Source organism: Sandaracinus amylolyticus, assembly GCF_000737325.1.
GTDB classification, from domain to species: Bacteria; Myxococcota_A; Polyangia; order Polyangiales; family Sandaracinaceae; genus Sandaracinus; species Sandaracinus amylolyticus.
On record NZ_CP011125.1, the window covers coordinates 6,343,124 to 6,358,163 of the forward strand.

At 72.2% G+C, this 15,040-nt stretch carries 11 protein-coding genes; 5 read left to right on the plus strand and 6 right to left on the minus strand.

Going from position 1 to position 15,040, the window contains the following annotated elements:
* Positions 1 to 106: 106 nt before the first annotated feature.
* Complete coding sequence (locus DB32_RS48545) at positions 107 to 931, plus strand: DUF4159 domain-containing protein (RefSeq protein ID WP_169791560.1); 825 nt, start codon at positions 107 to 109, stop codon at positions 929 to 931.
* Positions 928 to 3,171, plus strand: a complete 2,244-nt coding sequence (locus tag DB32_RS26630) for a glutamine amidotransferase (RefSeq protein ID WP_053235453.1) — start codon at positions 928 to 930, stop codon at positions 3,169 to 3,171. The genes DB32_RS48545 and DB32_RS26630 overlap by 4 nt, the downstream gene beginning before the upstream one ends.
* Positions 3,172 to 3,175: 4 nt before the next feature.
* Here DB32_RS26630 and DB32_RS26635 read toward each other — a convergent pair whose 3' ends face one another.
* Both DB32_RS26635 and DB32_RS26640 read right to left on the minus strand, forming a co-directional pair.
* Positions 3,176 to 4,153, minus strand: a complete 978-nt coding sequence (locus DB32_RS26635) for an alpha/beta hydrolase (RefSeq protein WP_053235454.1) — start codon at positions 4,151 to 4,153, stop codon at positions 3,176 to 3,178.
* A 49-nt stretch (positions 4,154 to 4,202) separates the two neighbouring features.
* Positions 4,203 to 5,228 (minus strand): DUF3824 domain-containing protein, encoded by a 1,026-nt coding sequence (locus tag DB32_RS26640; protein WP_053235455.1) that lies wholly within the window; start codon positions 5,226 to 5,228, stop codon positions 4,203 to 4,205.
* Positions 5,229 to 5,311: 83 nt separating this feature from the next.
* Here DB32_RS26640 and radA point away from each other — a divergent pair, with 83 nt between their 5' ends.
* Positions 5,312 to 6,703: a DNA repair protein RadA gene (gene radA, locus DB32_RS26645; protein WP_053235456.1), complete on the plus strand. Its 1,392-nt coding sequence runs from the start codon at positions 5,312 to 5,314 to the stop codon at positions 6,701 to 6,703.
* 4 nt (positions 6,704 to 6,707) lie between these two features.
* Here radA and DB32_RS26650 read toward each other — a convergent pair whose 3' ends face one another.
* The 4 genes from DB32_RS26650 to DB32_RS26665 form a co-directional block, all read right to left on the minus strand.
* Complete coding sequence (locus DB32_RS26650; protein ID WP_053235457.1) at positions 6,708 to 6,947, minus strand: hypothetical protein; 240 nt, start codon at positions 6,945 to 6,947, stop codon at positions 6,708 to 6,710.
* Between the two features lie 2 nt (positions 6,948 to 6,949).
* A complete protein-coding gene (locus DB32_RS26655) occupies positions 6,950 to 8,365 on the minus strand; it encodes an ImmA/IrrE family metallo-endopeptidase (protein WP_157069417.1) in 1,416 nt (471 codons plus the stop codon).
* Between the two features lie 271 nt (positions 8,366 to 8,636).
* Positions 8,637 to 11,786 (minus strand): cyclic nucleotide-binding domain-containing protein, encoded by a 3,150-nt coding sequence (locus tag DB32_RS26660; protein ID WP_053235459.1) that lies wholly within the window; start codon positions 11,784 to 11,786, stop codon positions 8,637 to 8,639.
* Complete coding sequence (locus DB32_RS26665; protein WP_053235460.1) at positions 11,783 to 13,306, minus strand: c-type cytochrome; 1,524 nt, start codon at positions 13,304 to 13,306, stop codon at positions 11,783 to 11,785. Before DB32_RS26665 ends, DB32_RS26660 begins: the two co-directional genes overlap by 4 nt.
* Before the next feature lie 105 nt (positions 13,307 to 13,411).
* On the opposite strand from DB32_RS26665, the gene DB32_RS26670 reads away from it, so the two are divergent.
* Together DB32_RS26670 and moaB are read left to right on the plus strand one after the other, a co-directional pair.
* Entirely contained in the window at positions 13,412 to 14,455 is a 1,044-nt protein-coding gene (locus DB32_RS26670; RefSeq protein WP_053235461.1) for a prolipoprotein diacylglyceryl transferase, read from the plus strand.
* On the plus strand, positions 14,452 to 14,988 hold the full coding sequence (moaB, locus tag DB32_RS26675; protein WP_053235462.1) for a molybdenum cofactor biosynthesis protein B: 537 nt from the start codon (positions 14,452 to 14,454) through the stop codon (positions 14,986 to 14,988). Before DB32_RS26670 ends, moaB begins: the two co-directional genes overlap by 4 nt.
* Positions 14,989 to 15,040: the final 52 nt, after the last annotated feature.

Here is a 15,040-nt window from a genome sequence, read left to right on the forward strand (position 1 = left end):
CCTCCACCGCCATGCAAATCGATGCATAGCCCCGTGCCGACAGAGAACGACATCACCGCAAACGATCAGGCACGCCGCGAGCGCGTGCGCTACGTTCCGGAGCCCGATGCGAGCTCGCTGCGGCACGCTGCACCAGCCTTCCCAGCACCCGCGCGGTGTCGCGCGCACCGCGATGACGCTCGCGTGCGCGCTGATCGCCGCGGCGCTCGCGCCGCACGCGATGACCCCGACCACGGCGCGCGCGCTCGGCGAGTCCTCGCTGTTCGACGTGCGCTCGGTCGACTACGAAGGCGGCCACCCGCGGCCGCGCGAGACCGCGCCGCGACGCCTCGCGTGGGAGGTCCGCAAGCGCACGAGCATCGACACGCGCCTCGAGCCCTCGCGCGTGCGCCTCGACGATCCGTCGATCTTCGAGACGCCGTTCCTCTACTGGAGCGGCGACGCCGCGTTCCCGCCGCTCTCCGAGCCCGAGATCGCGGGGCTGCGGCGCTTCCTCGGGTTCGGCGGGTTCGTGCTGATCGACGATGCGTCCCCCGAGGACGATGGGTTCGACGCGTCGATCCGTCGCGAGCTCGCGCGCGCGATGCCCGACGCGCCGCTCGCGCGGCTGCCCGCGCAGCACACGGTCTTCCGCTCGTTCTACCTGCTGCAGCGTCCCGAAGGACGCGTGGCGGGGCCCGATCACCTCGAGGGCATCACGCTCGGCGATCGCGTCGCGCTGGTGTACTCGCGGCACGATCTCGGCGGCGCGTGGGCGCGCGACAACCTCGGTACGTGGGAGCACTCCGTCACGCCCGGCGGTGAAGCGCAGCGCGAGCGCGCGATCCGCCTCGGCGTGAACCTCGCGATGTACTCGCTCTGCCTCGACTACAAGGACGATCAGGTGCACGCGCCGTTCATCATGCGGAGGCGCGGAGCCGCGATCCCGTGAGCGACGCTCGCCTCGCGCTCGAGATCCCCGGTGGTGTGATCAGCGCGCTGCTGATCGCGCTGGCGCTCGTCGCCGTCGTGGTGATCGGGCTGCGGCACCTCGGCGTGAGCGACGCGCGGCGGCGCCGCACTTTGATCGCGCTGCGCGTCGCGACCGCGGTCGTCGCGCTGCTCGTCGCGATCCAGCCGACGTGGTCGGGCGAGCGGCTCGATCAGCGCCCCGGCCGGCTCGCGGTGCTCTTCGACGCGTCGCGCAGCGGGATCGTGCGCACCGGCGACGAGGAGGACGCGCGCACGCGCGCCGACGAAGCGGAGTCGCTCGCCGCGCGATGGTCCGGCGCCCAGCGCGAGCGCGCGCCCGACGTGTACACGTTCGGCGCGGCGCTGCGTCCGGCGCGGCTCGAGACGCTCGCGGAGGAGCTCGCGCCGATCGAGGACGACACGCGCCTCGCCGCGGCGATCGAAGCCGCCGCGGAGCGCCCTGCGGGCGACGAGCTCGGCGCGGTGCTCGTGGTCTCCGACGGCGCGGATCTCGCGGGCGGTGCGCTCGACACCGCGACGCGGCTCGGGCTGCGCGTGCACGCCGTCGCGCTCGGCGCGGACGCAGCGCTGCGCGACGACGCGATCGCGGAGGTGCGCGCAGATCGCGTGGGGTTCCTGCGGCGCACCGCGATGGTGCGCGTGACGGTGCGACGTCTCGGCGAGAGCGCGGGCGAGATCCCGGTCGCGCTGATGCGCGGCGAGGAGACGCTGCGCGAGACCACGGTCGTGGTGCCCGAGGACGGCGAGGCGACGGTCGACCTCGCGTTCACGCCGGATCGGCTGGGGCGCAGCGTCTATCGCGTCGTGATCCCGACCGCGCCGGGCGACGCGGTGCCGCAGAACAACGAGCGCGCGTTCCTGGTGCGCGTCGCGCGCGACAACCTGCGCGTGCTCTTGGTCGCCGGTCAGCCGAGCTGGGACGAGCGCTTCCTGCGCGCGTTCCTGACGCGCGATCCCACGACGGACCTCATCTCGTTCTTCATCCTGCGCAACACGTCGGACATGACGATGGCGCAGCCCGAAGAGCTCGCGCTGATCCCGTTCCCGACGGACGAGCTGTTCCACGAGCACCTCGGCAGCTTCGACGTCGTGCTGTTCCAGAACTTCGAGTACGCGCCGTATCAGATGGCGGGCTATCTGCCGCGCATCCGCGACTACGTGATGCGCGGCGGATCGTTCGCGATGATCGGCGGACCGCTCTCGTTCTCGGCCGCGGGATACGCGGAGACGCCGATCGCCGAGGTGCTCCCGGTCGGCGTGCTCCCGCGCGGGACACCGGACACGCAGGCGATCACGACCGATCGATTCCAGCCCGTGCTCGCCGAGGACGCATCGCGCCATCCGCTCGTCGCGCTGTTGCCCGATGCGCGCGCGAACGCAGCCGCATGGGCCGCGCTCTCGCCGCTGCAGGGGCTGAACGTGACGACCGAGGTGCGCAGCGGCGGGCAGCGCTTGTTGCAGCACCCGACACGACGTGACCTCAGCGGCGCGCCGCTCTCGGTGCTGGTGAGCGGGAGCGCGGGGCGCGGGCGCGTGATGGCGCTGATGACCGACACGTCGTGGCGCTGGGGCATGACGAGCGGCGGTCAGCAGGGCGATGCGTCGGCGTACGAGCGGTTCTGGGATCGCGCGCTGCGCTGGCTGTCGCGCGATCCGGCGCTCGAGCCGGCGCGCATCGAGACCGATCGCGAGAGCTACGGGCCCGGCGCGCGCATGCGCATCGACGCGACGCTCGCGGACGAGCGCTACGTGCCGCTCGCGGCGCGCGAGGTGACGATCACGGTGCTCGGCGAAGCGGATCGTCCGCTCGCGTCGGCCGACGCGCGCACCGACGGCGAGGGACGCGCGCGCGTGGAGCTCGTCGCGCCCGACGAGCCCGGCGGATATCGCGTGGTCGCGGTCGAGCGGGGCGCGACGGATGTGCTCGCGGAAGAGGTGTTCGTCGTGGAGAGCGGCGGCCAGGAGCTCGCCGATCCGCGGCCGCGGCCCGACGTGCTGCGCGAGCTCGCGGCGCGCACCGGCGGAGAGATCTTCGAGGACCCGGAGCAGGCGCCGGATCTCGAGCGCTTCGACGCGACGCGCGTGCGCTCGCTCGGCGTGGTCACGGAGCGGCCGCTCGCGAGCCCGTGGGCGTTCCTGTTGCTCGTCGCGCTCTTCGGCGCGGAGTGGATCCTGAGGAGGCGCTGGGGCGCGCGCTGAGCGCTCAGGGCGCGTGCGCTTCGACCTCGCCGAGGCGCGCGTGGATCGCGGCGCGCGCATCGACGACGTCGCGCGCGAGACCCGCGCGCTGCGGCGGCCAGGTGAGCGAGAGACCGCGCGGGTACTGCGCGCGCACCGCGAACGTGGTGCGACGCGCGCCGGGATAACGGACGACCTCGAGCGCGCTCGGGGTCGTGCTCGAGAGGTCGAGCTCGCCGAGCCCGAACGCGAGCGCGGCGCGCATGCGACGACCCGCCGCGAAGAGATCGTGCGCCTCGCCGATCGCCTCGTCGTAGCCGAGCTCGCGACCGAACGTCATGCCGCGCGAGATCGCGAGGTCACGCAGCGCGCGCGCGTCGCGGACCATGTACGGCACCGTCTCGCCGCGTCGTCCTTCGAGGCTCCCGATGTCGATCCACAGGCGTGCCGGGACCACACGCGCGCGACGCATGCGCGCGAGCGCGTCGCGGCTGCGCCACCACAGGCTCGGCGACATCGCGATCGCGCGGCCGAACCGATCCGGGCGATGCAGCGCGAGCCGCACCGCGGCGAGCCCGCCGTACGAGTAGCCGATCGACGCAGTGCCCTCGCGATCGCTCCGAACGCGCAGGCGCGATGCGACCGCGGGCGCGACCACGTCGGCGACGAAGTCCGCGTATGCCTCGGCGTGCTGCGCGAGCTCGTGGCGTCGACGCTCGAGATCGACGGTGTCGATCGCGACGACGACCCACGGCGTGACCACGCCCTCGTCGATCAGCGCGCGCAGCGTGCGATCGATCCCGAAGAGCGAGAACGCGGCCTGCCCGTCGTGGACGTAGAGCACGGGGAGCGGTGTCGCCCCGTGCTCGCGCGGGACCCACGCGACCACACGGCGCGCAGGATGTCGTGCATCGCCGAGCGTGCCGATCTCGACGAAGCGATCCTGCGCGGCGCACGGCGCAGCACACGCGAGCAGCACGACGAACGCCAGAAACGCGCGCACGGAGCCAGGACATCCCCGGCTCCGTGCGTGTTCCCGAGCTTCGACGCGATCAGAACGTGCCGGTCACACCGACGACGCCGCTTCCCGCGCCGCCCGATGCCATCGGCGCGATCGAAGGACCACGGCCCGCGGGGACCTCGAGCTCGAGCTCCGAGCGCGGCGCGTCGTCGCCGGTGCGCGCATCGCCGCCCTCGCCGCGCGCGCGCAGCCGATCACGCAGCTCTTCGTACGCCGACCAGCGACGCTCGGCCTCGGTGCTGCTCAGCAGCGTGATCACGCCGCTGATCGCCGAGATGCCCGCGCCGATGAGCACGAACCAGTCGAACGTGTTGCGGATCTCGAAGTTGTTCGGGCCGAGGTAGATCGGGATGATCGCGAGGCCGACCGCGACGTTCAGCGAGCCGTCGATGATGCGCGAGAGGCGCGCGCGATCCGCGAGGCTCGCGAGCTCGCGCTCGCCGTAGTCGAGGCGCGCCTGCACCTCGGCCATCGTCGTCATCGGCATGTGCGAGTACGTGATCGCCGCGCCCGACGGGTTCGTCATCAGCACGAGGCTGAGGATGCCGCGCACCGCGCTCGCGCCGCCGTACGTGAAGAGGTACGGCGACATGTTCAGGCCGCCCGGGCCCGCGGGCTCCTCGAGCAGCAGGATGCCGATCGTGATCGTGAGGCCGCCGGTGAGGATGCCGAGCACGCCGTCGACGATGCTCCCGCCGCCGCGCGCGGCGAGCACCTGGAAGTCACTGTCGAGCGCGCGCAGCCGCGTCGCGATGCCGCTCGGGATGCGCACGCCCGCGTCCGTCGTCAGCGGCGCGCGACGTCGCGCGTCGGGCTGTCCGGGGTACTGGATGCCGGGCTGGGCGCTGCCCGGAGGCGGCGGCACGTCGACGCTCTCGTACGAGCTCGGCGGCTGCGCCGGAGGCGTCGTGGATGGCGCCCGTCCTCCCGTCGTCGCGCTGGGGTCGCCCACCGGCGAGCCGAGGTCGCGGGCGGACTGTGCGTGGACACCACGCGGGACGACGCTGATCGTCAGCGCCGTTGCCGCGAACCAGAACCACATCGCTCGCGAGCGCACGAGCAGCAGTATAGTCGCCGGCTTCCGCGGGAGCGAGGCACGCGATCGCAACGCGCGCACGACGAGCCCGAGAAGGCCTCGCGATGACCAAGGCATCGAGCAAGGACAAGACCGTCTTCACCTGCACCGCGTGTGGTGCGGCGAGCCCACGCTGGATGGGCCGCTGCGCGACCTGCGGGGAGTGGAACACGTTCGTCGAGGAGCGCGCGCCTGCGAAGAGCGCGCGGAGCACCGCGGCGAACGTCGCGGGTGATCACCTCGCGCGGCCCACGCCGATCGGAGAGGTCCCACCCGACGGAGCACGCAGGATCGCGACGGGCTCGGAGGAGCTCGACCGCGTGCTCGGCGGTGGCGCGGTGCTCGGCGGCGTCGTGCTGCTCGGCGGCGATCCCGGCATCGGCAAGTCGACGCTGCTCATGCAGGCGCTCGCGGGCATCGCGCGCGGCGGCGCGAAGGCGCTCTACGTGACGGGCGAGGAGAGCGCGGCGCAGGTCGCGATGCGGGCGTCGCGGCTCGCGCTCCCCGGGATGGAACGCGTGATGGTGCAGGCGACCACGGAGCTCGAGGACATCGAGCGCGCGATCGGCGAGCTCGAGCCCGCGACGATCGTCGTCGACTCGATCCAGACGGTGCGCTCGGGCGCGCTCGAGAGCGCGGCGGGCAGCGTCGGTCAGCTGCGCGAGGTCGCGGCGCGGCTCGTCGAGATCGCGAAGCGACGCGGGCTCTCGCTCTTCCTGATCGGTCACGTGACGAAGGAAGGGATGCTCGCGGGGCCGAAGGTGCTCGAGCACCTCGTCGACACGGTGCTGACCTTCGAGGGCGATCCGAGCCTCGCGTACCGCGTGGTGCGCGCGACGAAGAACCGCTTCGGCCCGGCGCACGAGATGGCCGTGTTCGAGATGGTGCGCGAGGGCTTGCGCGAGGTGCCGGACCCGAGCGCGCTGTTCCTCGCGGAGCGTCCGTCGCGCGCGCCGGGCTCGGTGGTGCTGCCGAGCGCGGAAGGAACGCGGCCGGTGCTGATCGAGGTGCAGGCGCTCGTCGCGCCGGCGCGGATGGGACCGCCGCGTCGCGTGTCGACGGGCATCGAGGGGAGCCGCTTGTCGATCCTGCTCGCGGTGCTCGATCGCAAAGCGGACGTGCACGTGCTCGATCAGGACGTGTTCGCGTCCATCGCGGGCGGTGCGCGCGTCGACGAGCGCGCGGCGGATCTCGCGCTGGCGATCGCGGTGGTGTCGAGCCTGCGGGATCGCGCGATCTCCGAAGGGCTCGCGGTGTTCGGCGAGGTGGGCCTCGCGGGCGAGCTGCGCGCGGTGCCGCGCGCATCGAGCCGTCTCCAGGAAGCCCGCAAGATGGGCTTCTCGAAGGTGATCCTGCCCCGCGGGAACCTGACGCAGACGACGCCGGAAGAGCGCGCGGGGCTCGAGCTGGTGGGCGCACCGACGCTGACCGACGCGCTGATCGCGGCGTTCGAGTGACGCGTCAGCCCACGCGCGCGAGGTGATCGGGCTCGACCCAGATCGAGTGCACGAAGTCCTGGGTGCCGACGACGTGACCGACGTGGAGCTCGACGAGAAATCGCGAGCCCTCCATCGGTTGGATGGCTTGGACGACGAACGTTCGGCCGAGGCACGCCTCGAAGAGCGACTTCGTCGAGAGCTGCTCGTCGTCTCGCAGGCCGTCCGGAACGCTGACGAGCCGCACCCTGTCGCCGGGCTTCATCGTCACTCGAGGTGCGCGAAGCGTCGGGCTCGTGCGCACTCGGTCTCGGTGAGCCTTCGCGGGCCGAGGATCGTCGAGTCGCTCGCGTCCGAGTCCATGAGGCGCCACGGCTGATCGGGGCCGAGGTGATCGGGGTGCAGCGGGTGATCGAGGAGCACGTGGCCGAGCTCGTGCGCGAGCGTGAACGCGGCGCGGGCGCGTGCGATCCCTTCGCGCGAGATCAGCACGACGTTCGCGATCGAGCCCGGCGCGCCCGCCGCTTCGCCCGAGACGAACGCCTCGCCGTCGCGCGTTCGGCCGGTGAATTCGCTGACGACGAGCACGTCGATCGTGCGCTCGTCCTCGTCCGTGATCGCGCGGACGAGCGCGCGCTCCTCGAGCGTGCCGGTGAGCGCGGCCATGTTGTCGAACTCGCGCAGTCCATCGCCGAGATCGACCTCGGCGATCGACACGCGCTGCTGCGCGTCGGTGGAGAGCGGCGCGTCGTCGTCGCGCGTGATCGTGACGAACGATCCATCGCGTCGGCGCACCACGACGTCCGCCGAGCGATCCGCGCCGTTCTCGGTGCGCTCGTTCTCGAAGACTCGCGCGACGAAGCGCGCGCGGCGAAGCGCGGTCGCGATCGCGAGCGCGGTCTCGACCGGTCGCGCACCAGGCCGCGTGGTGATCGCCGGGATCGCGCGGCCGTCGACGCGCATGCGGATCACGCCCCCGCCGCGCGCAGGAAGACCGTCGACGTCGGCGACGCTCAGCATCGACGCGCTCGGCGGGTCCACGACCGCGACGTCGAGCTCGAGCGGATCGCCGAAGCCGATCCCGCACTGCGCCCAGACCTCGTTCGCGATCGTCACCTGCTCGCGCGCCAGCGCTGCCGCGCGCGCTTCGTCGCCGCCGATCGCGGGGCGCCCTCCGACGTCGTTGCGCACGATGCGCATCCGCAGTCTCGCGCGGCGGGGCGGCGCGACGCGGATCTCGTACGTCACGCCCGCCGCGGTGACGCGCACGAGGTCGCCGAGCGCGACGAGCAGCACGCGATCGGTCACATCGGGCGCCTCGGCGTCGAGGTCCGTCGTGACGAGCCGCAGGAACGCAGACCGCGACACACCTCTCTCGCGACGCAGCGGAACGTGCTCCTGGGCGTGTCGCGTGATGCCGAGCGCATCGACGCTCTCGATCGACGCCTCGTCGGCGTCGATCCCGACGAGCTCGATGCGCACGTCGCGCGCGTCGCTGCTGCCGTCGAACGACCACACGCGCGGGAGCGCCGCGTCGTTGGGGATGCGCAGCGAGGGCATCAGCACGGCGCGCGACGGATCGAGCGGAGTGTTCGCGCCGTTCAGGAGGCGCACCTCAGCGCGCTCCTGCGCGCTCGCGCTGATCGCGACGAGCACGATCAGCGCCGCGATCCACTCACGCATGAGGCGCAACATCGGCTCGCGGGCGACGGGCCCTCCCGTACGCGTGCTCCGCACGCTCCCGTGCGCGCCCGGCGCCGGCGAGCACTCACGCATGGGACGCCAAATCGGCTCGCGGGCACCGCGCCCTCCCGTACGCGTGCTCCGCACGCTCCCGTGCGCGCCCGGCGCCGGCGAGCACTCACGCATGGGACGCCAAATCGGCTCGCGGGCACCGCGCCCTCCCCTCCGCGTGCTCCGCACGCTCCCGTGCGGGCCCGGTGCCGGCGAGCACTCACGCATGGGACGCACGGCGATGGCCCGCGTCGCGCAGCCGGCGTACCAGCACGCGCACGATGCCCTGCACGATCGGCGGACGCGTGACCATCAGCTCGCGTAGATCGGCGCCGCGCAGCCGCAGTAGCTGCGCGTCGCTCACGCAGAGCGCGTCGCCGCTGCGCGGCTGATGGTCCAGCACCGCGAGATCGCCGAAGAATTCGCGCTCTCCGAGCTCCGCGATGCGCACCCCACCCTGCTCGATCGCGATCGTCCCACGCACCACGAGATAGAGGTCCTCGCCGGGGTCGCCCTCGTGGAACACCGCCGCGCCGGCGCGCTGCTCGACCTGCTCGAGCACGTCGGCGACGCTCAGCAGATCCTCGCCCGAGAGGCCCTCGAAGAGCGGCACGCTGCGCAAGAATCGGATGCGTTCGATGCGCGGGATCATCGGGCGATCGATCTCGGCGAGGTCGGGGAAGCGCTGCTCGAAGCGCGCGCCGTACGTGAGCAGCGCGCAGCGACGCAGGTGAGCATCGTCGAGCAGCACGATCGCGTCCAGCGGGTCCTCGATCGCTTCTCGATCGACGAGCCCGACGCGGCGCGCTGCGTCGATGCGCTCGCGCAGCGAGAGCCGCTCGAACACCGGCACGACCTTGCGCGCGATCACGGGATCGAGCGCCATCTCGAGCAGCTCCGCGACCTGAGCGTCACGCTCGCGCGACGGCGCACGGCGCGATGCCTCGATCGCCGACACGAGGCGCGGGCTCGCGCCGCGCAGCAACAAGAGCTCGAGCACCTCCGCGCGCGACGCCTCGATGCGCAGCTCGACCTCGCGCGCGAGGAAACGAACGTGGGGCTCGAACTCCCAGTCCGGCACCCCGTCGTCGCGCGCGATGCCCGCGAGGATCGACGCGAGCAAGAACGATCGGCGCACCTCGCGCTCGACGAGCGGCAGCGTGACCTCGGGCTCGAGCGGCGCGCGACGTCCGGCGCGGATCGCATCCGCGAGCGCGAACGTCGCGTGATGTCGGATCGCGGGATCACGATGCTCGAGCAGCCGCTTGAGGAGCGCGTCCGACGATGCCGCGCCCGGCGAGCGCGCGATGCGACGCGCGATCTCGGTGAGCGACGCGAGCGTGCTCGCGCCCGCGGGACGCGTGTGATCCCCGAACGCGACCTCGCCGACCTCGACCAGCACTCGCGCCACCGCGGGGCCCGTCGCCGGGTCCTTCAGAAGGACCACGACGTCGGGCAACAGGGTGAGCAGACCGAGCGCGATCACGCGCTCCGCGGCGTGGATCCGCACGTCGGGCGCGGCGTGCGCGAGCAGCGCGCGGAGCGTCTCCTGCATTCCTTTCGCGTGCGCGGCCTCGACCGTGAGCTCGTCGAGCGCGGTGCCACGCGCGCCCGGGTCCTCACCGCGCAGCGCGGGCAGCAGCGCCGCACCGAGGGCCGGTCCGTCGTGCGTGCACCGCAGACACAGCGCGCGCGCGATCGAAGCGACCTGCAGATCCGCGTCGTGCTCGGCGCGCGCGAGCGCGTCCTGGATTGCGCGATCGGAGCGTGCGGTCGCGAGCTGTGCGATCGAAGGGCGCATCGCGCTCACGATGGCGCGACGGACCTCGACATCGATCTCGCGCCCCAGCGCGCGCGCCAGATGCCGCGCGCCCGCGAGATCCGGAATGCGCGAGAGCGCCTCGGCGCTGGCCGCGCGCACGCGCGCGTCTGCGTGCACCAACCCGAGCGCGATGCGATCGATCTGCACCGCGTCGCCCGAGAGTCCGAGCATCTCCGCGGCGAGCATCGCGCGCGCGGCGTCACTCCCGCGGATCTCGCGCTCGAGCAGCTCGATCACGTCGCGCTCGAGCGGCGCGAGGCGCGGCGCACGACCGACCCCCAGGAACAACCGCCGCTCGTCGACCGCGCGCTCGAGCGCGCGCAGGTACGTCTTCCGCGCGCTCGTCGCGATGACGATCACGGTGATCGTCGAGAGCACGAGCACGAGCGCGGCGAGCCATCGCTCGTCCACGTGCTCGGGAATCGCCGCGAGCCCGAGCGCGCACACCGCGTATCCCACCGGCGCGAGCACGCCGCGCGTCGCCGCGCGCGCCTGGGCACGACGCGCGTGCGAGAGCGGCGTCTGCATCTGCTCCTGCGCGTTGGACCACAGCGCCTGCTTCAGCACGCGCCCGGTCCCGCGCAGCAGCACCGCGGACGTCAGCCCCGGCACCAGCGTCGCGAACACCGCCGCGATCGCGGTGACGAGCGGCGTCGCGATCAGCGCGCGCGTCGCGCCGAGCGCACCGAGCACACGCGCCGCGGGCCCGGCGAGCAGCAGGATCCCGATCGCGCTCGTGATCGCGTAGTAGCGCCCGATGAACGCGCTGATCGCCTCCGCGTCACCGAGCGTCTCGCGCGCGGTCGCCATCACGTGGAAGTCCATCACCTCTTCCACGACGAGCGCGAGGATCGAGAGCACCGCCATCATGCGCAGCAGCGGCACCTTCGCGACGAAGCGGAACGCCTCTGCCAGCGGCGCGCTCACCTTGGTCCCTCGGCGATCGCGCTCGTCGAGATCGAGCCGCGCCATCACGCGCGCGACCCACCACGCCGCGCCGAGCAGCACCGGCGCGAGCAGCAGCAGTCCCTCGCTCGCGATCACCTCGACGATCGGCTGCACCGCGAGCCCCGCGATCGTCCACGCGAGCGCCGCGCCGATCCCCGCCACCGGCAACAAGCGTCGCGCCGTGCGCGCATCCGTCGCCGCGCTCGCGACCGCCCACACTTGGATCACGAGCACGCCCGACGCGGCCTCGATCACGACGTAGAGCACGAACGGGATACTTGGTTGGTCGACCAACAAAAGCGCGCGCAGCACGACCATCGCGATGGCCGACCACGACAGCGAGATCGTCCCGAGCCGCGCGGTGCCGAGCCGCTGCGCGTACGCGACCGTCAGCGACGAGAGCGACGCGAGCAGCACCGACGACGCCGCGAACGCCCACGGGATCATCGAGCGCGGGTACGCGACGAGGAAGATCCCGCTCTGCGCCGCCTTCATGAGCGAGAGCGCCGACGAGAGCAGGAAGATCAGCGCGAGCATGCGCACCGCGCGCCCGCCCTGCCCCTCGGGCAGGTCCAACCACGCGGCGACGAAGCGGCTCACCGCTCTTCGCGCGCCCACTCGGGCGGCGGCTGCGATGCCCACTCGGGCCGCGGATCCATCGGCACGCGCACGCCGCAGCCGTGGTTCACCGCGATCGGTCCGTCGGGCACGAGGAAGCCGTCGGTGATGCCGGGCATGCCGGTGATCTCCGTCGGGCCGGGGCAGCCCTGCTCGATCCACGCGCGCACGAGCGCGATCTCGTCGTCGGGGATCGACGGGAGGCCCATCGGCATGCCGGGCTCGTGATCGGTGTACGCGGGTCGCTCGTGATCGTGGAACGGAAGCACGTGATCACGACGCTCCTCGTCCCGCCGTCGCAGCATCACCTCGAGCAGGAGCGGCATCGACGCGTTCTCCCAGGTCTCGAGGTACGACCACTGGCGATCCTCGATGCCCGGCATGCCGCTGACGAGCGCTTCGTAGGTGCGGAAGTGCACGCGCTCGCTGGGCCAGCCCCACCCACCCGCGTTGCCCGGCCCGAGATCGCGCTCGTGATCGTTCATGTGACAGTGGACGCACACGCGGCCGAGCACGCGCTCCTTCACCTCTTCCCACGACACCGGGCGCTGCACCGCGGGCGGCAGCACGAACTCGTCCTTGGGCGGCATGGGCTCGAGCTCGGGATCCGCGAACCACAAGAAGTCGCGGATGAGCTCGGCGTCCTCGCGCCGCACGCGCAGGTTCGGCATCAGCGTGCCCGGCGCGATGCGCTGGGGATCGACGATCCAGTCGACGACGACGTCGGCGTGCATGCGCTCGCGCACGAAGCGCAGGTTGGGCGCGAGGCGCGCCGGGATGCCGGCGCCGCGGATCTGCTCCTCGGTGCGGCCCAACCGGATGTTGCCGACGTAGTGACAGGCGTTGCAGCCGCGCTCCTGGAAGAGCTGTCGTCCGCGCGCGATGCGCGACTCGTCGCGCGCGAGCTCGGGCTCGGGTGACGCGCTCGTCTCGCCGAACGGATCGCGCACCTCGGCGACCGCCGCGAAGTAGCGCGTGATCGCGCGGACGTCGTCCTCGCTCGCGGCGATGCGCACCATCGTCTCGTGCATCGTCGGTCGCACGTCGAAGGGCGCGGCGACGTAGTCGCGGATGAACTCGGGGCGCAGGCGCCGCGCGATGCCGGTGAGATCGGGGACCGCGAGGTAGTGCTCGATGTTGCGCTGATAGCGCTCGATCGTGTCCTCGCCGTAGCGCGACGCGATGGTCCGATAGCGACGATCGTCGCGCGGCAGCCCGTCGAGGAACACGTGGCAGCTCACGCAGTGCTCGCTGCGACCCGCCGCCGCGATCTCGTCGACGACGTGACATCGCGTGCACTCGAGCCGCTCGATCACGGCGCGCCCTTCGCTCAGCGCCTCGGTGCGCGCGTCCGCGTCCCACTGCACGTGGTAGCGCTCGAGCGCGAGCGGCGTCCGTGGCGGCGCTTCGACCGGCGTGGGCGCGGGCCCGTCGCTGCACGCGCACGCGCTCGCCAACAACACGCTCACGCACGAGAGCAGCCCCAGACCCCAGCCACGCATCCGGCCCGCGAGGATACCGTGGCCGGCTCGCGTCGGGCGCGCGGATGCGGTATGCGGCGAGCGCATCTCTTTCCGTCGTTCCGAGGTATTCGAGTGCACTGGGACATGAACCCGATCATCGCGCGGATCGGCGCGATCGAGCTCCGCTGGTACGGCCTCCTCTTCGCGACGGGCCTCCTGCTCTGTGCGTGGAAAGCGCCGCACTACTTCAAGCTCTGGGGCCTTCCCAAGCACCACGCCGAGCGGCTCACGCTGTGGGTGCCGATCGGCATGCTCCTCGGCGCGCACTACATCCACCTGATCTTCTACGAGTGGGACGGCCTCTTCGATCTCTCGATCGAGGTGAACAGCCTCTGGCCGCTCGACGTGCACCTCGGTCGCTTCTGGGCGCTCGGATCCGGCCTCGCGAGCCACGGCGGCGGCCTCGGGTGCCTGCTCGCGCTGTGGATCTTCTGGCAGCGCAACGGCAAGCAGCTCGGCATCGCGTTCCATCGCTACGCCGACGCCGTGATGATGGTCGCGATCTGGGTGTTCCCGTGGGTGCGTCTCGGGAACTTCTTCAACCACGAGCTCGTCGGTCGCGTCACCGAGGGGCCGTGGGCCGTGCAGTTCACCGACTGGGGCCGCGACGCGACGGGCGCGTTCGTCGCGCGCGGGTACCTCGAGCCGCGCCATCCGGTCGTGCTCTACGAGGCGATCCTCTACTTCGCCGAGCTCGCGTTCGCGACGCTCTGGTTCCAGCCGCGCTTCGCGCGGAAGCTGCGCCCGGGCGCGACCTTCTATCTGTTCCTCATGATCCACTTCACGCTGCGCTTCATCGCGGAGTTCGCGAAGGAGTCGCAGGGCGTCGACGACGGCTGGCTGCTCAACATGGGCCACCTGCTCTCGCTGCCGATCGTGCTCGTCTGCGCGTACCTGATCTTCGGCACCAAGCGCTTCAACATCCTCACGCCGCTCACCGCGGAGGAGAAGGCGAAGATCGACGAGAGCGCGCGCCTCGCCGAGGAGTACGACGCGCGCCTCGACGCGGAGAAGAGCGGTGAGCCGCTGCCCGAGAGCGCCGCGAAGGAAGAGAAGCCCGACGCCGCCGCGGCGCGCGCGAAGGCGCGCAAGAAGGGCAAGCCCAACAAGGGAAGGGCCGACGCGTGAAGGGCCCCGGCATCGACGAGAGCATCGCGTTCGTCCCGGTGTGCGTCGCGGTGCTCACCGTGAGCGACTCGCGCGACGACGAGACGGATCACTCGGGGCGCTTGCTCGCGGAGCGCGCGCGCGACGCGGGGCACCTCGTCGTCGCGAAGCTGATCCTCAAGGACGATCGCGAGCTCATCGAGGCGCAGCTGCGCGCGTGGATCGCGAACCCGGGGATCGACGTCGTGCTCATCACCGGCGGCACCGGGATCACCGGGCGCGACGTGACGCCCGAGGCGGTGTTCGCGGTCGCGGAGAAGGAGATCCCGGGGTTCGGCGAGCACTTCCGGTTCATCAGCCACAAGTCGATCGGGCTCGCCGCGATCCAGTCGCGCGCGCTCGCGGCGGTGGCGAACGCGACGCTGATCTTCGCGCTCCCGGGCTCGACCGGCGCGTGCCGCGACGGGTGGGACGAGATCCTGAAGCTGCAGCTCGACAGCCGTTACCGGCCCTGCAACTTCGTCGAGCTGCTGCCGCGCCTCAACGAGCGCTGATCGAAGCGGAGAGATCCACCACAGAGAGCCGCAGAGGACCGCAGAGAGATTC